Below are 16,918 nucleotides of genomic sequence, written 5' to 3'. Positions count from 1 at the left end.
CATCACGCGACAGAGTTGCGTGGCTGCACAGCAGCAACATCACATCCGTGGTGGACCCACCGTTGGGGGACGGTCGTGGTCAGAGTGCCGTGGATGCGATGGGTGGGGCGTGGGGGGGAGAGTTCGGGTCTTTCCCCCCGCGCGACCCGCACCGGGCGAGCGCGCTCGCCGGGGATCGACGGCAGGACGTGGTGATGGGGGCAGCTATGTCGAGCCGGAGGTTTGCGCGGTGCATGCGACCGTAACCAGGATTCGCGTCGCCGTGTCGGCCGCTGCAGCGGCCGACACGGTTGTACCGCAGTCTCGGCCGGACGTCGACTCGCAGGTGGAGCTTGCGAAGGGCATCGCCTTCGCCGCGCACCGCGGTCAGTTCGACCTGGTCGGCGCCGAGTTCATCGATCACCCTGGGCGGGTGGCCGAGCGTTTCGATCCGGTTGCCGAACCGGTGCCGGCTGCGGCGGCATGGCTGCACGACGTGCTCGAAGACACCGGGGTCACCGCGCGGGAACTGCTCGGGGCCGGCGTGCTGCTCGAGATCGTCGAGATCGTCTGGCTGCTCACCCGCGCTCCGGATGCCTCGGACGACGAGTACTACGCGCGCATCCGCCGGCACCCGGTGGCGCGTCGGGTGAAGCTCGCCGCGCTGGATGACGACAGCGCGCCGTGGCGGGTGCGGCGGCTGCGTCACGACGCGCAGGTGCGGCTTGCGGAGAAGTACCGGCGCGCGCGGGCGGCGCTCGGCGGGGAGTGACGCGGGTGACTGAGCTGCCGCGCTCCAGGTGAGCCGTCGAGCGATGCGTCGTCGCGTCGCTCGACGGAACTGGCCGGTCGCTTGCGAATGGCATCAGCAGCCTCCCAGCGGTGGCCTTAAGATCGAGGCATGGCTGGGTTCTGGGGCAAGCGAAAACGCGACGAGCAAGAGCTCCAAGCCCAAGACGCCGACCTGGCGAAACGGGCTGGTTCCGCCCTCGTCGCCGCCGACGAGCGAGTGCGCGTCACCACCGACGAACTCGTGTTCGCCGAGGCCGAGCTCGGGCCCGACGCGACCGCGGAGCTGCGCGTGGCACTCAGTGCGGTGCGGCAGCACTTGGGCGAGGCGTTCCGCTTGAACCAGCTCAATCACGATGAGATTCCCGACACCGCCGAAGAGCTGCGGAGCCGCAACGCACGCATCGCGCAGCTGTGCGAGTGGGCGCAAGACGTGCTCGACGAGCGCACTTCGGCCCTCGCCGACAAGATCGCGCGAGCGCGCCGGGCTCCCGAGATCATCGCCGGCGTGCGAGCGGATGCCGCGCGCCTCCGCGCCCGCATTCCGCACGCCCGCGACACCGTCGAACGGCTCGCCGCCCGCTACGCGCGAGAGGCGCTCGCCCAGGTGGAGGCCAACCCCGCCGAGGCCGAGCAGCTGCTCGGATTCGCCGAGCACAGTGCGAGCGTGGCCGAGCGACGGCGTGAGGCCGGGCAGCGCGAGCAGGCCAACCTCGCGCTCGAGGCATCCACCGAATCGGTGCGCCGGGCGGCGACCCTGCTCGATGCGGTGGAGACCTTCGAGGTCGAGGCGCTGCGGGCCGAGTCGACGTTGGCGGCGATCGTCGAGGATTCCCGCGGCGACCTCGTCGTCGCGCTCAAGGAACCTCAGACGCCCGGCGTCACGACCGCGATCGCCGAGCTTCGAGCCGCTCTCGCCACCCTTCCGCCGGGCGGTGTGAACACCGATCCGTTCGCCCAGCTGAGCACGTTGCGCGACGCGAATGCCGGCCTGGATGCCGCGATCGCGGCGGCCCGCGAGCGCGCGGCGCGCCCGATTCCGCCGCTCGAGCACGTGCGCCACGCCATCGACGACGCCGACCGGCAGCTCGCGGTCGCCCGCGACGTCATCGCCGGTCACCGCGGCTGGATCGGCGCCGACGCGCGCACCCGGCTCGCCGAGTCCGAGCGCATCCGCATCGACCTCGACCGCTATCTCGGCACGTCAGCGGCCGCCGCCACCGTCATCGATGAGGATCACCGAGAGCAGGCGATGGCGATGGCCCGACGGGTCGCGTACCTCGCGGCTGAAGCGCTGCAGCTCGCGCAGCGAGACATCGACTCGTCGCGCCCGCAAGACCCCGGGCAGTGGGGCGGCCAGGGCTGGGGCGGCGGTCGACGCGGCGGCGGCGGATCCGACGTCATGGGCGGAATCCTCGGGGGACTCGTCATCGGCGGCCTCCTCGACGGCATGTTCGACTGACCGTCTCGGCAGGAATTCGCGCTCACTCGGCAGCACCGCGCCGGCGGCTGTCGGCGGCACCCATCAGAATGGGCGAGTGACTCGTCGCGGACTCATCCTGTTCGTTTCGCTCGGCATCGCCTGGGGCATCCCCTACCTCTTCATCAAGGTGGCGGTGGGCGAGCTAGAGCCTGGGATGGTGGTGCTCGCGCGGGCGGGTCTCGCGGCCATCCTGCTGATGCCGCTCGCGTTCTTCCGGCGCGAGGTGGTGACGGTGGTGCGGCGGTGGAAGCCGATGCTCGCCTACACGATCGTCGAGATCGTGCTGCCGTGGTACTTCCTCAGTTCGGCCGAGCAGCGCCTGCCGAGTTCGACCGCTGGACTGCTGCTCGCCGCCGTGCCGCTCGCCGGTGTCGCCGTCGCGTTCGCGATGGGCCGGCCTGCTCGGCTCTCGCGTGTCAACTGGCTGGGCATCGCGCTCGGCATGCTCGGTGTCGCGGCCCTGGTGGGACTGGATGTCGCGGGGTCCGACCTCGGGGCTGTCGCCGAGATCGCCGTCGTGGTCGTCGGCTACGCGCTGGGTCCGGCGATCCTGGCACGGTGGATGTCGGACCTGCCGGGCGTCGGGGTCGTCGCCGTGTCGCTGGCGGCCACCGCCGTCATCTACATCCCGTTCGTGCTGTTCACCGGCGGCTGGCCGACCGAGATGCCGTCCCCCGCGGTGATCGTGTCGATCATCGTGCTCGCCGTGGTCTGCAGCGCCCTCGCGTTCCTGCTCATGGTCGGGTTGATCGCGGAGATCGGGCCGGTCAAGGCGACGACGATCACCTACGTGAACCCGGCCGTGGCCGTCGCCGCCGGCGTGTTGGTGCTCGGGGAGCGCATCACCGTGTGGACGATCGTCGGGTTCGTCTTCGTGCTGCTCGGCTCGTTCCTCGTGACGCGCCGTCGACTCGAACCGACCGCGCCCGACGCACCGGCGGGGCCGGAGGCGGTCGGCGCAGAGCCGGGCACCGAGCCGTCGAACCGGGAGCGCGCGGTCGAATAAGCCGGGAACGCTCGCTACGGTGCGTTCGTGAAGGTCGCGGCCGGATACAGGAGACTCGGCGCGGCCTGCATCGTAAGGGAGCTCGGGTCGTCGACCGACCAGGCGGCCCGCCAGCTGACGGATGCGCCCGGCTCGATCGCGGTGGCCGGAGGGAAGCCGACGTCGTCGCCTGAGGCGAAGACCTCGCTGCCGATATCGAAGATCTGGCTCACGCTCTGATCGCCCGACGATACGGTCGGGAGCGGCAGGGCCTGTAGATCCGCCGTCGAGTTGTTGGTGATCGTCAGGGTGAACACGACGTGGTTCGCCTGCGTCGCGCCGACCGCGAAGTCGCTCGGGGTGTACGGCTCGGGCGCAGAGACCGTGAGCGCGACGCCATCGTCCCAGGTCATCGTCTCGCCGAATGCGAGCTCGCCCGCGACGGGCGCCTCGGGTTGCTGGGGCTCGGGCTCGGGTAGCGGAAGCGCCGGCACGTCGGGAATCGCCTCGTCGATGTCGTCGATCGCGTTGCCGACCGACCCGATGAGGAAGGCGACGAACATCACGAGCCCGACGACCGCGGCGATGATCGACACGACGAGCCCCGTGACCGCAGGCCACTTCACACCGCGCACGAACAAGCCGATGATCGAGAGCACGAACGCGACGCCCACCAGGATCCAGGCGACGCCGCTCACGGCGGGGATGAACGCGAACACGAGCCCCACGACGGCGATCACGAGTGCGATGATGCCCACTACGTTCGGCCCGGGGCTCGACGGCTCGGTGAACGGATGCCCCGGCAGCACCGTCGTCGAAGGTGCGCCGTAGCTCTGCGTCGTCGCATCGGGGTGCCCGAGCGCGACGGCGTACGGGGTGGTCGGCGCGGTCGCGGCGTACGGAGCGGCCGGAGCGGCCTGCGTGGTCGCCGCGTACGGGGTGGTCGCGGCGTCGCCGGAGTCGTACCCCGCGGCATCCGACCCCTGCGACCCCCACACGAACGGAATCGTCGGGCCGTCACCGCCCGTCGGCAAGACCTCGGTGGCCGCCGTCTCGGGCCCGAGCTGCGACGGCGGCACGGTCTCGGGGCCGGGCGCCACATACTGCGTCCAGGCGTCGCCGTCCCAGTACCGCCGCCCGCCGGTTCCGTCTTCGTACCACCCGGCGGGCGCCCTCGTCGGGTCGCTCATATCTCGATGGTGACAGAGCGGGCGGCGCACCGCACTGGTCGATCGCGGTTTCCCCGGTCCGTAGCGGGCGCCGAGCGGCGAACATAGGATCGGAGCATGGCCGGGTTCAAGGTCAGGCGCCGACTCGGTGCGCACGAACTCGAAGTCCACGACGCCGAGCTGGCGAAGCGGGCTGCATCCGCCCTGCTCGCCGCCGACGAGCGCATCCGGGTCACCTCCGACGAGCTCGGCTTCGCCGAGGCGGAGCTGGGTTCCGCGTCGACCGCGATGGCGGCAGCGGCGCTGGTCTCAGCGCGCAGGAGCCTGGGTGACGCGTTCCGGTTGAACCGGCTCAATCACGATGCGATCCCCGGCACTGCCGACGAGGTGCGGGCGCGCAACGTGCGCATCCTCCAGCTGTGCGAGCGGGCCGAGCACGCACTCGATGAGCAGGCCTCCGCGCTCGCCGACCGGGTCGCGCGAGCGCGGCAGGCTCCCGAGATCATCGCCGGCGTGCGAGCGGATGCCGCGCACCTGCGCACCCGCATCCCTGACGCGCGCGAGACCATCGAACGGCTTGCCGCCCGCTATGCGCGAGAGGCGCTCACCCATGTGGAGGCCCACCCCACAGAGGCCGAGCAGCTGCTCGGATTCGCCGAGCACAGCGTGGGCGTGGCCGAGCGACGGCGTGAGGCCGGGCGGCGCGAGCAGGCCCACCTCGCGCTCGAGGCGTCTACGCAAGCGGTGCGGCGAGCAGCGACCCTGCTCGATGCGGTGGAGACCTTCGAGGTCGAGGCGTTGCGAGCGGAGGCCACGCTGGCTGCAATCGTCGAGGCATCCCGTCGGGACCTCGCCGTCGCGCTCGAGGAGCCCCGCTCCCGCGGCGTCGCGAACGCGATCGCCGAGCTGCAGGCGGCGCTCGCCTCCCTCCCGGCGGTCGGCGTCAACACCGACCCGTTCGCGCACTTGCGCCGATTGCGCGAGGCGCACGCGGTGCTGGATGCCGCGACCGCGGCGGCCCGCGAGCGTGCCACGCATCCGGTTCCTTCGATGACCCAGGTGCGCCGTGCGATCGAGGCCGCGGATCGTCAGCTCGACATGGCCCGCGACGTCGTCGTCGGTCGCCCGGGCTGGATCGGCGCCGAGGCCCTGACGCGGCTGGCCGAGTCCGAGCGCATCCGCGTCGACCTCAGCCACTCGCTCGGCATCTCGGCGGCGACGGTCAAGGTCACGGGGCGTGATGACCGAGAGCAGATGATTGCGATGGCCCTGCGTGTCGCGTCTCTCGCGAGCGAGGCTCTGCACCTCGCCCGGCGCGATAACGATGCGCGCCGGTGGCAGGGTCGCGACCGGTCGCGTGCTCGCCGCGTGTCTTTGGCGTGAACAGCGCGTCGACTCGACAGCCGAGACTCGACCCCCCCGTCGGCGGGATCGGTCAGCTAAAGGGTGGCATCACAAGCTCGAGCGAGTGTCGATGCGACAGAGCGGGGCAGGGCATGGCAACCTCGTACTCGAGGCATCGACGGAAGCGCTGCGCCGCGCGGCGGTGCATCCTCGATGCGGTGGAGACGTTCGAGTCGGTCGGCGTGAACAGCGCAGGCGCCTAGCCAGGATTGCCGTTGGAGGCCAGCACAACGACAGCCGGCAGGTCTGGTGCCGCCCACTGAAGACCTCGGAGTTCGGACCGAGTGAACCACCCGAGCTCGTCGTGATCGGTGCTTCTGGTGGGGAGAGACCCAATGATGCGAGATTCGTATGTGGCGAGGTCAATGACCTGATCGCCGACAGTTGTCTGGCTCCGATCGATGAGCGCCCCGGTCACGATGGTGACGCTGAGTTCTTCCGCAATCTCCCGTCTGAGGGCGTCGCGCGGTGATTCGCCAGGCTCCACCTTTCCTCCGGGCAGCTCCCAACAGCCGGCAGAGGCTCGGCCCGGCGCACGTCGACAAGCGAAGATCCGGTCATCCAGAATGATGGCTGCCGCGACAACCTCTAGGACGACAGGTATCATCGCGGGCCGCTCAGTTCGGGTATCCAGAGTGACCGGTGATACGCGATGTTTGCAGGATCGACTCGATGGTCTTTGCGCCATCGAAGGAGGGAGATGGATTGGCCCGAGGCCGCATCCATTGCCACCATGTCGTTTGAAATGTACATGCCTCCGATATCGAGCTGCGTATGGTGATTCGGACAGAGGCAAAGGAGATTCGCTCTCGAATCTGCGCCGAGGTGGGGCCGACCGAGCGGTCGGATATGCGCCCCCTCCGAGTAGGAGCGACCTCCGAATCCTTCGATCTGTATGTCGCACACCTGGCAGGCGTTCGAGTACAGGCTCTTGACCTCTCGGGCGATCGCGCTGTCACGGATCCGGCGCGAAATGGTCGTCTGACGGAACTCTGCGTCAGATTCCACGAGAGGTGCAGGCTCTACAGAGACGTGATCCTCGATCTGATCGAGTCTGAACATGATGAGTTGAAAGCCGTCTCGGCCCTTCACGGTCTGCCAGGAGGTGACCGTGTAAAGCCCGGAATACACGTAACCTGCCGGCGGTGAGAAGACCGTGCGAGCTTGATAGCCGCGAATCACCCGCACCGGCAGGCCTCGCACCATGCTCGTTATGAGGCCTGCGTTTCCCGGGGCATCGATACGTTGGTCGGCTATCTGGCGCCGCGTTCTCTGATCCTGCCCCCCGTGCCCGGTGTAGATGATGTAGGAACCATGATCCACGTCCTCCGGGTATCCGCCCGAAACGACGATCGAATCAGAGCCTTCTTTGCCGGTGCCACTGATTCCTGCCTGCCCCGGCCGATGCACCTGTGCATGCTGAAGCTCGCGGCGGTCGATGAAGAACTGGCCTACTTGAACGCCGTCGGGGGTACCGAAGAACCTGCTCACTCAGCCAGCCTGCACCATCCATGACTCAAAGCTGCGGCGTGGTTGTCCCCAATCTGGGGCCTTTGCGTGATCCAGCCGGGAAAGGACACCCCAGTCCTAGGGTCAGTCTTCACGCCTCGTACCCACCACCGAAAGCCAAGATGAAGGGGGCGCGGGAACTCGCCGCGTCCCGTCGTCCCGAATAAGTAGGTGCGCCGCCGTTTTGCTGATCACGTCGCTTCATCCTCCTCGGCGCGCCCGCGGCGACCGTCACCGTCATCGGCGAAGACCACCGCGAGGAGGCCATGGCGATCGCCCGTCGCGTCGCCTACCTCGCGGGCGAGGCCCTTCAGCTCGCGCAGCGCGACGTCGACGCCTCACGCCCGCAGCATGGCCCCGACCAGTGGGACGGGAAGGCCTCGGGGGCCGGTCGCCGCGGCGGCTCGAGCGACCTGCTGGCGGCACCCTCGGCGGACATGTTATCTAGACGGCGGCTTCGACTAGCTTCAGTGAATGCATGTCTCGACAGAAGCCGGATAGGAGAATGAGCTGCCCAGATCCTCCGCGGCAAGGAAGCCCCAGCGTCCGCAATACCAGCCGCCCCAACTAATGTGGCTCCTGTGATCACTGGGGAACTGAAGAGCAAGATCGACCACGTCTGGAACACCTTCTGGTCCGGGGGCATTAGCAACCCGCTTGAGGTCATCGAGCAGATCACGTACCTGCTGTTCATCCGCCGCCTCGACGACATCCAGACCCTCGCGGAGAAGAAGGCTCGCGTAACCGGTAGCGGGATCGAGAATCCAGTATTTCGCCCTGACCAGGAAAAGTTGCGATGGAGCCGTTTCAAGAACACCAAACCGGAGGTCCTGCACAAGACGATCGCCGACGAGGTGTTCCCGTTCCTTCGCGGGCTCGGCGACGGCACCACCTACAGCGAGCACATGAAGGACGCCCGCTTAACCATCCAGAAACCAGCGCTGCTGTCGAAGGTCGTCGACATGCTGGACGACATCCCGATGGCCGACCGCGACACCAACGGCGACCTATACGAGTACCTGCTCTCTCAGATTGCTTCTGCAGGCAAGAACGGCCAGTTCCGTACCCCGCGTCACATCGTCGCGCTCATGGTCAGGATGACCGCCCCGCAGCCCAATGACGAGATATGCGATCCAGCCTGTGGCACTGCCGGGTTCCTCGTCGCCGCGAGCGAGTACGTCCGCGACAACCATGCCGACGCACTCCTTGACGCCGTGCAACGGTCGCACTTCCACCAGTCGATGTTCCACGGGTACGACTTCGACTCCACCATGCTCCGTATCGGCAGCATGAACATGCTGATGCACGGTATAGAGGCCCCCGACATCCGATACCGCGACTCGCTCTCCGAAGGCGCGGCAGCGGACGCCGAGAAGTACACGCTTATCCTCGCCAACCCGCCGTTCACCGGCTCGCTCGACCACGAGTCGACCGCGAAGGATCTGCAGCGCACGGTGAAGACAAAGAAGACTGAACTGCTCTTTCTCGCCCTATTCCTGAAGCTCCTCAAGCCTGGAGGGCGCGCGGCCGTAATCGTTCCGGACGGCGTGCTGTTCGGGTCGACGACCGCTCACAAGGTGCTGCGCAAGACGTTAGTCGAGGACCAGAAGCTGGAGGCGGTTATCAAGCTCCCCACTGGAATCTTTCGCCCCTATGCGGGGGTGTCCACCGCGATACTGTTCTTCACCAAGACGAACTCGGGGGGCACCGACGACGTCTGGTTTTACGACGTGCAGGCCGACGGGTTCTCCCTCGACGACAAGCGCAACCCTGTTGAGGCGAACGATCTTCCCGACGTGCTCGCACGGTGGCAGGATCGGGCCGCCGAGAAGGGTCGCGCCCGCACGGCGCAGAGCTTCCTCGTGCCGAAGTCCGACATCGTCGGCCAGGGGTATGACCTCTCGCTCAATCGTTACAAGGAAATCGTCCACGACGAGATTGAGCACCGCGCGCCGATCGACATCATCACCGACATCGAGCAGTTGGATGCCGAAATTGCCCAGGGTCTTGCAGAGCTGAAGGCGATGCTCGCGTGAGAACCGTCGAATTGGGCGATGTCGCCACCATCGACCGAGAGGGAGTCGACCCCGGATCCGTCGCTCCCGACACCGTCTACATTGGCTTGGAGCACATCGAGCGAGGCGGCCGGATCATCGGCCACGACACTGTCGGTGGCGCAAGGCCCACGAGCACAAAGTTCCGGTTCACGTCCGAGCACGTCCTCTTTGGAAAGCTCCGCCCCAATCTCGGTAAGGTCAGCCGCCCCACCTTTGCTGGGGTTTGTAGCACCGATATCCTTCCAATTCGCCCCGGAAGAGACCTCGATCGCGGGTACCTTGCTCGCTACTTGGCGCAGCCGAGCATGGTCGATTTCGCAGCCTCGCGGACGTCTGGCGCCAACTTGCCGCGACTGAGTCCGACAGAGCTGGTGAAGTTTCCGGTGCCGCTCCCGCCGCTCCACGAGCAGCGGCGGATCGCCGCAATCCTCGACCAGGCCGACGCCATCCGCGCCAAGCACCGTCAGGTTCTCTCACACCTTGACTACCTTACCCAGGCAATCTTCCGCGATATGTTCGGCGACCCGGTCCTGAACAACCGGGGGCTTCCGCAGAAGACGATCGGAGCGCTAACTCAGGTGATGACCGGAAACTCGCCTTTAAGAGCTGATTCGAGCAACTTCGGACATGACATCGAGTGGATAAAGTCTGACAACCTCGGTGGGGACCTTCCTACGCGGGCTTCCGAGGGACTATCTCTCGTCGGGAGGAAGCGTGGTCGGGTTGCTCCGGCAGGCTCGATCCTCGTGACCTGCATCGCCGGCAGCCCAGGCAGTATCGGCAAGGCCTCACTCACCGATCGTGACGTTGCCTTCAACCAGCAGATCAACGCGATCCTGCCAACACCCAGGGTCAACACGGCCTTCCTTCTCGGACAGCTCAAGACCGCCCCAGAACTCATTCGGGCGAAGTCAACAGGGGGAATGAAGGGTCTCGTCAGCAAATCGGCCTTCAAATCAGTCACGGTGCTCGCCCCACCGATTGAGTTGCAGCGCAGATACGCTGACCGTGTCGGGGCGGTCATTAGGCAGCGTGCCGCCGTCCAACGGGCCCTCGCCGCCGACGAGGCGCTCTTTGCATCTCTCGAGTCCCGCGTTTTCCGAGGGGAGGTGTGATCAATGCCCGTTGAGATGAGGATGTGGCGCATCGACGGCGAAAGCCCGAAGCCGCTGACGGCGGCCGCGCTTCATACGGAGAGCGAACTCCATCAGTTTCTCAGGCAGGACCCGTCATTGCTGGGAACGGCGCTGCTAGTCATCGGCAGTGAGGTCATCACACCATACGGGAAGCGACTGGATCTGCTGGCCATTGATGCCGACGGAAATCTGCACGTGCTCGAACTCAAGCGCGATCGCACGCCGCGAGAGGTCGTCGCTCAGGTGCTTGACTATGGCTCATGGGTGTCGACGCTCTCCCGTGAGGATGTCATCGATATCGCCGAGAAGTACCTTGGCCAGCCGTTCGAAGCGTCGTTCGAGGAGGCGTTCGGCGTCGCACCGCCGGACGAACTCAATGGTGAGTTGCAGCTCACTGTGGTCGCCTCCGCCCTGGACGCCAGTTCGGAGCGCATCGTCTCGTATCTGCGCGGATTCGGTGTACCAATCAACGCCGTGTTCTTCACTTACATCGAGGACGAAGACCGACGGTATCTCGCGCGGTCGTGGCTCGCGGCATCCGACGAGAGATCCTCCGGCAGCATCACGAAGTCGACGTCGAAGCGTGCAACGTGGAACGGGCTCGACTGGTACGTGTCGTTCGGTGGAGACCGGTCGTGGGACGACGCCCGCCGGCTCGGCTTCGTCTCCGCCGGAGGCGGAAAATTCTATACACAGACGATCCGTGCCCTTCCGGAAGGGGCGCGGGTATGGGTCAACATCCCGCAGACCGGATACGTCGGCGTCGGCACGGTCGTGGGGCCAGCGGCCCGCTTCAGCGACGCGCGAGTAGGGGGGGAAGGCGTGCCGGTGCCGCTCGCGACGCAGTCCCTCGTCGGTTCGTACCCGCATCGCGACGCCGAGACTAATGACGACGACGAGTGGGTCGTGCCAGTCGAGTGGATCGACACGGTCCCTGAGAAGGACGCGTACTGGGAGAAGGGACTTTTCGCGAACCAGAACAGCGCCTGCAAGCTTCGGCAGGAGTTCACTCTGGATCGACTCGGTCAGCAGTTCGACATCCACACCGACGGTGAGTGAGCATTCGTATGGGGAATTTCGACTTCGTTCGAGCGACAGTGCCGTCGCTACACGACGATTGCGCCCGCGCTGAGTCGTATTTGTCGTCGGATCCCCGGTCTGCCTGCTTCTACAGCCGCCGTGTCATCGAGAGGCTTGTCGATTACCTCTACGACGTGCTCTCACTGCGGGCGCCCTACCGCGACGATCTCGCGGCCAAGATCAGCGACGCGGCCTTCAGGACCGAAGTGCCGCCGCGCATCACGCAGAAGCTGACGGCTATCCGCCGCATCGCCAACACGGCGGTGCATGACAGCCGCCAGATTGGCGCAGACGTGTCACTTGCCGTTCTGCGTGAACTGTTACACGTCGCCGTATGGGCGTCGTACCACCATTCCGCTCGCCCTGACGTCGTCCCGCTGCGGGCGGAGTTCGATCCAGCCCTGGCGGCAAAGGCGGCGCCCCTGTCTCGCGAGGAGATCACTCGCCTCGCGGCGAAGTTCCGCGAGCAGGACGAAGCTCACGCCCGCGCTCTAGCGGAGAAGGACGATCGCCTCGCCGCGCACGAGGCACAGATCACGGAGCTGCAGGAGCGGATCGCAGCCGCCCAGGCATCTGTCGCCCCCGACACTCGCGAGTACGACGAAGCTGCCGCGCGCGATCTCTTCATCGACGTCTTGCTCCATGAAGCAGGCTGGCCACTGGACCAGGATCGTGACCGTGAGTACGAAGTCACCGGCATGCCCAACGCCGGCGGCTCGGGATTTGTCGACTACGTACTGTGGGGGGCTGACGGCCTGCCGCTGGCGGTCGTGGAGGCCAAGCGCACATCGAAGTCGCCAGAGATCGGTCAGCAGCAGGCGAAGTTGTATGCCGATCGTCTCGAGGCGCAGTTCGGTCGCCGCCCGGTGATCTTCTTCACTAACGGGTACGAGCACCGGATCTGGGATGATGCTGGAGGTTACCCTCCCCGGGAGACCCAGGGCTTCTATACCTCCGACGAACTTGAGCTTCTCATCCAGCGCCGGCAGACGAAATCGGCGCTGTCCATGGCAGAGGTAAACACGGATATCGCGGGCCGCCCGTATCAGGTGCGCGCCATCAAGGCCGTTGGAGACGTCTTCGATCGTAGGCAGCGGGAGGCGCTGTTGGTCATGGCGACCGGGTCGGGCAAGACGCGCACCACCATCGCGCTCGTCGACCTGCTGCAGAAGGCGAACTGGGTCAAACGGGTGCTGTTCCTTGCCGATCGCACCGCGCTCGTTAGGCAAGCCGCCAACGCATTAAAGGAGAATCTGCCCGGGTCCACCACCGTGAATCTCGTCACCGAAAAGGCCGCCGAGGGACGCGTCTACGTCTCGACCTATCCGACGATGATGAACCTCATCAACGCGGACGGCGAGGGAAAACGGCGGTTCGGACCGGGACACTTCGACCTCATCGTGATCGACGAGGCTCACCGATCCGTATACGCGAAGTACGGCGCGATCTTCGACTTCTTCGACGCCATGCTCGTGGGGCTGACAGCGACGCCGAAAGACGAGGTCGACCACAACACCTACCGTCTGTTCCACCTTGAAGACGGAATCCCAACCGATAACTACTCCCTCGACGAAGCCGTCGACGCTGGCTACCTCGTCCCGCCGAAGGGAATCAGCGTCGGCACCAAGTTCCTCCGCTCCGGCATCCGGTACAACGAACTCAGCGAAGAGGAGAAGTACGAGTGGGACGCCCTCGACTGGGGCGAGGACGGCGCGCCCGAGGAGATCGGCGCTGAGGAACTCAACCGATTCCTCTTCAACGAAGACACCGTCGATAAGGTGCTCGAGACCCTTATGACACAGGGGTACAAGGTTGCCGGCAACGACCGGCTGGGCAAGACGATCATCTTCGCGAAGAATCAGAAGCACGCCGAGTTCATTCAGAAGCGATTCGACATCGCCTTCCCCGAACTTGCCGGACGCTTCGCCCGCGTGATCACCCACGGCACCCCCTACGCGCAATCCCTCATCGACGACTTCTCAATCAAGGACAAGGCCCCGCACATTGCGATTAGCGTCGACATGCTCGACACCGGCATCGATGTCCCTGAGGTGCTCAACCTCGTGTTCTTCAAGACAGTCCACTCGAAGTCGAAGTTCTGGCAGATGATCGGTCGCGGCACCAGGCTGTGCCCCGACGTGTTCGATCCGGGCCAGGACAAGCAGGATTTCCTCGTCTTCGACTTCTGCGGCAATCTCGAGTACTTCAGCCAGGATTTTCCCGGCTCGCAAGGCCAGACACAGAAGTCCCTGTCTCAGCGGATCTTCGAAGCACGCCTCGGGCTCGTCACCACCCTCGGGGAATCGGACCCGGAGCTTCGCGTGTCGACTGTGTCCACGTTGCACGAGATCGTCGCCGGCATGACCCTCGACAATTTCATGGTGCGTCCGCATCGACGGACCGTCGAGAAGTACTCAGACGCCAAGGCATGGACATCCGCGACTCGTGAGGACTCGGGCGCGCTGTTGACCCTGGCCGGCCTCCCGTCCACTGTTCGAGACAACGATGAGGACGCCAAGCGGTTCGACCTGCTGATCCTGCGCCGCCAGCTCGCGCAACTTGAGGGCGACGCCGTGATCGCGGAACGGGTGCGAGAGACCATCCAGCAGATCGCATCCACTCTCGTTGGCAAGACGACAATCCCGTCCGTTGCCGAACAAGCGGTGCTGCTGGAATCGGTGGCAGGCGACGATTGGTGGATCGACGTCACCCTCCCACTGCTCGAGCTCGCGCGCCTGCGCGTCCGCGGATTGGTGCGCTTCATCGAGAAGACCGTCCGCAACCCCGTGTACACCGACTTCGAAGACACCCTCGGCGAAGGTGTCGAGGTGGTACTGCCTCGGGTGACACCTGGCACGAATTTCGAACGCTTCCGCTCCAAGGCCGAGGCCTATCTCCGCGAACACCTCGACAATGTCGCGCTGCAGCGCCTTCGACGCAACAGGCAACTTACACCCGACGACCTCACCGAGTTGGAGGGGATGCTGGTCGCTTCCGGCGGCCAGCCGGTAGACATCGTCTGGGCCACCGAGCAGGGCGGGCTCGGGCTATTCGTCCGACAGTTGGTTGGACTCGACCGCTCCACTGCCATCGAGGCGTTCGAGGGCTACCTGGACAGCACGCGGTTCACGGCCGATCAGGTCCGCTTCGTGAGCCTCATAGTCGACGAACTGACGAAGAACGGCGTCATGGAACCAGGCCGCCTCTTCGAGTCTCCTTACACCGACCACGCTCCGACCGGCCCGGACTACGTATTCCCCAGCAGCGACATCGAGGTCATCGTGGGCACACTGCGCCATATCAAGGAGACCGCCGTACCAAGCGTGGCGTGATTGCGGCGCCAGCGCGGAAGTCGGTGCTTCCCAACCTCGAGGGCTGAGCGCCGCGTCGGATTCAGCGTCGCTGCCTCCGTCGCACCGGCTCCGAAGTCGGTGTAGCCAAGCCAACGTCACAGCCGGATTCACCCCTCCGGCGCCTCTTTGCGCTGCCCCTTAACGGGTGAGCGAGCACGCGGCATCCGCTCGGCCCGACGGCGTGATGCAATCGCAGCGCGACCGCACCGACATCCTGGGCCTCGATGCCGGCACCGTCTCGCTCTCGCTCATCTCGCACACCAAGGCGGGCAAGACGACGCTCTCGCGCACGCTACTCGGGCGCGACGTCGGCGCGGCGAGGATCTCGACGCGCAAGGTCCGGTTCACATCGAGCGCTTCCGGCCCCGGAACACGAGGTTGCGCGGAGTGCAGATTATCCCGATCAGCTCGCCTCGTCGAGTCCGAATTCGTCATCGTCTCCATCCGGGAAGATCCCATCGATCAGCTGAGTCTGCCCGCCAGAGCTGAGCTCGATCGTCTCGACGTTGCGCAGCTTTCGCTCCACCGCTCGAGTTCGGCGTCCCGCGTCAGCGACGGTGTTCTGCGCGGTCTGAAGTTGCTTCTCGAGCCTCGACCAGACCAACCCATACTTCTGGAATTCGGCCTTTGCGGCTCCGAGAACCTGCCATACCTCAGAACTTCGCTTCTCGATCGCCAAGGTCCGGAAGCCCATCTGCAGACTATTGAGGAGAGAAGCGAGCGTTGTTGGGCCAGTTACCAAGACGTGGAGCTCGTTCTGCAGTTTTGTCGCGAGGCCAGGGCGTCGCGCCACTTCCGCGAACAGGCCCTCAGTTGGCAAGTACATGATTGCGAAGTCGGTGCTGAACGGCGGCTCGATGTACTTGGACGCGATTGATTTTGCCTGTGACAGGATTGCGCGCTCGAGCGCCTTCGCTGAGGTTTCGATTTCGACCTTGTCTCCCACGTCGTGGGCATCCAACAATCGTTCGTAGTCCTCTTGCGGAAACTTCGAGTCGATCGCCAAATAGATGGCACGATCGTCATCGTTACGACCGGGCATCTTGATGGCAAACTCCACATTGTCTCGGGAGTCGGGTCGAATCGTGACGTTCTGCTCGTACTGTTCGGGTGTCAGCAGGTCCTCGAGCTGTCGTGCGAGCTGCACTTCACCCCACGTTCCTCGACTCTTCACATTGGTGAGTACGCGCTTCAAGCCGCCCACATCGGTGGCGAGACTCTTCATCTCTCCGAGCCCGCTCTGAACCTGTTCGAGACGCTGGCTGACGAGCTCGAACGATTCGCCCAGTCTCTTTTCGAGAGTTCCCTGCAGCTTCTCGTCGACGGTCGCTCGCATCTGCTCGAGCTTCGTCTCATTGCCAGCGCGAAGCTTGTCGAGTTCCTGGCGCATCGACGCCTGCAGCTCGGTGTGCTTCTCGACGTTCGATGCGGAGAGCGCCTGGATCCGTTCTGCGTTTTGGCGCAGTGCCTCATCGAGCGAAGTCTTCAGCTTTTCAACGGTCACCCGTACCTGTTCGAGCTTGGCCTCGTTTGCAGCACGGAGTATTTCGAATCGCTCCTCAACGGTGGCTTTCAGTGCTCCCTGTGCGAGGAGTGCTTCATGTGAGGAGGCATTGAACTTCTCGCCCAGGTCACCGAGACCCGCGTGGACGGCAGTTCGCAGGTCATTGCTGGACTGCAGACGGGATTCACGCTCTCGGGCGAACTCGGTGGATTGAGCCGTTGACGCGGTCGCCATTCGCCCATCGAGCTCGGTGAAGAGCTGGCGGAGTTCGGTGCGCTGGTTCGTGAACTCCGGTCGGATGTCGTTCCATCCAACGCGGGCCTCCTCGCGCAGTGCGGAAAGGATCTCCAGGTCGGCGTTTGAGCTCGTGACGCGCTGCTTACGCAAGACAACGATGAGTACGACAACGGTGAGGGTAAGGCTCAACGTCGATATGACAACGGCAATCGCTTCCACAGCTCTCCTCGGTA

12 protein-coding genes are annotated in these 16,918 nt (G+C 65.4%); 8 read left to right on the top strand and 4 right to left on the bottom strand.

Annotated elements, in window-relative coordinates; all coding sequences use genetic code 11:
• The first annotated feature begins 325 nt into the window (after positions 1-325).
• The 3 genes from DCE93_RS12570 to DCE93_RS12560 all read left to right on the top strand — a co-directional run bounded on the left by DCE93_RS12570 (position 326) and on the right by DCE93_RS12560 (position 3,257).
• The gene (locus tag DCE93_RS12570) at positions 326-751 is read left to right on the top strand and encodes a guanosine-3',5'-bis(diphosphate) 3'-pyrophosphohydrolase (protein ID WP_108596177.1); all 426 of its coding nucleotides are present in this window, start codon (positions 326-328) and stop codon (positions 749-751) included.
• Between the two features lie 129 nt (positions 752-880).
• On the top strand, positions 881-2,230 hold the full coding sequence (locus DCE93_RS12565) for a coiled-coil domain-containing protein (RefSeq protein ID WP_108596176.1): 1,350 nt from the start codon (positions 881-883) through the stop codon (positions 2,228-2,230).
• Between the two features lie 76 nt (positions 2,231-2,306).
• Positions 2,307-3,257 carry a DMT family transporter gene (locus DCE93_RS12560; RefSeq protein WP_108596175.1) on the top strand — a complete coding sequence of 317 codons (951 nt, stop codon included), beginning with the start codon at positions 2,307-2,309 and terminating at the stop codon, positions 3,255-3,257.
• A 14-nt stretch (positions 3,258-3,271) separates the two neighbouring features.
• Here the strand turns inward: DCE93_RS12560 and DCE93_RS12555 are convergent, their stop codons facing one another.
• Entirely contained in the window at positions 3,272-4,426 is a 1,155-nt protein-coding gene (locus DCE93_RS12555) for a DUF2510 domain-containing protein (RefSeq protein ID WP_108596174.1), read from the bottom strand.
• A gap of 96 nt (positions 4,427-4,522) precedes the next feature.
• On the opposite strand from DCE93_RS12555, the gene DCE93_RS12550 reads away from it, so the two are divergent.
• Entirely contained in the window at positions 4,523-5,788 is a 1,266-nt protein-coding gene (locus DCE93_RS12550) for a coiled-coil domain-containing protein (RefSeq protein WP_108596173.1), read from the top strand.
• 220 nt (positions 5,789-6,008) lie between these two features.
• Here DCE93_RS12550 and DCE93_RS12545 read toward each other — a convergent pair whose 3' ends face one another.
• Both DCE93_RS12545 and DCE93_RS12540 read right to left on the bottom strand, forming a co-directional pair.
• Complete coding sequence (locus DCE93_RS12545; protein WP_108596172.1) at positions 6,009-6,416, bottom strand: (deoxy)nucleoside triphosphate pyrophosphohydrolase; 408 nt, start codon at positions 6,414-6,416, stop codon at positions 6,009-6,011.
• Complete coding sequence (locus DCE93_RS12540; RefSeq protein WP_108596171.1) at positions 6,413-7,300, bottom strand: YDG/SRA domain-containing protein; 888 nt, start codon at positions 7,298-7,300, stop codon at positions 6,413-6,415. The genes DCE93_RS12545 and DCE93_RS12540 overlap by 4 nt, the downstream gene beginning before the upstream one ends.
• Positions 7,301-7,899: 599 nt before the next feature.
• On the opposite strand from DCE93_RS12540, the gene DCE93_RS12530 reads away from it, so the two are divergent.
• Genes DCE93_RS12530 through DCE93_RS12515 form a run of 4 tightly spaced genes read left to right on the top strand, consistent with a single transcriptional unit; the run spans position 7,900 to position 14,923 of the window.
• Positions 7,900-9,354 carry a type I restriction-modification system subunit M gene (locus DCE93_RS12530; RefSeq protein WP_108596169.1) on the top strand — a complete coding sequence of 485 codons (1,455 nt, stop codon included), beginning with the start codon at positions 7,900-7,902 and terminating at the stop codon, positions 9,352-9,354.
• A complete protein-coding gene (locus DCE93_RS12525) occupies positions 9,351-10,490 on the top strand; it encodes a restriction endonuclease subunit S (protein ID WP_108596168.1) in 1,140 nt (379 codons plus the stop codon). Before DCE93_RS12530 ends, DCE93_RS12525 begins: the two co-directional genes overlap by 4 nt.
• A 3-nt stretch (positions 10,491-10,493) precedes the next feature.
• Complete coding sequence (locus DCE93_RS12520) at positions 10,494-11,570, top strand: PDDEXK family nuclease (protein ID WP_108596167.1); 1,077 nt, start codon at positions 10,494-10,496, stop codon at positions 11,568-11,570.
• A gap of 8 nt (positions 11,571-11,578) precedes the next feature.
• Complete coding sequence (locus DCE93_RS12515) at positions 11,579-14,923, top strand: DEAD/DEAH box helicase family protein (RefSeq protein ID WP_108596771.1); 3,345 nt, start codon at positions 11,579-11,581, stop codon at positions 14,921-14,923.
• 424 nt (positions 14,924-15,347) lie between these two features.
• Here the strand turns inward: DCE93_RS12515 and DCE93_RS12505 are convergent, their stop codons facing one another.
• A complete protein-coding gene (locus tag DCE93_RS12505) occupies positions 15,348-16,904 on the bottom strand; it encodes a DNA recombination protein RmuC (RefSeq protein WP_244284168.1) in 1,557 nt (518 codons plus the stop codon).
• Positions 16,905-16,918: the final 14 nt, after the last annotated feature.

The organism is Agromyces badenianii, assembly GCF_003070885.1.
Classification (GTDB): domain Bacteria; phylum Actinomycetota; class Actinomycetes; order Actinomycetales; family Microbacteriaceae; genus Agromyces; species Agromyces badenianii.
This window is presented reverse-complemented; position numbering and strand designations above follow the sequence as displayed.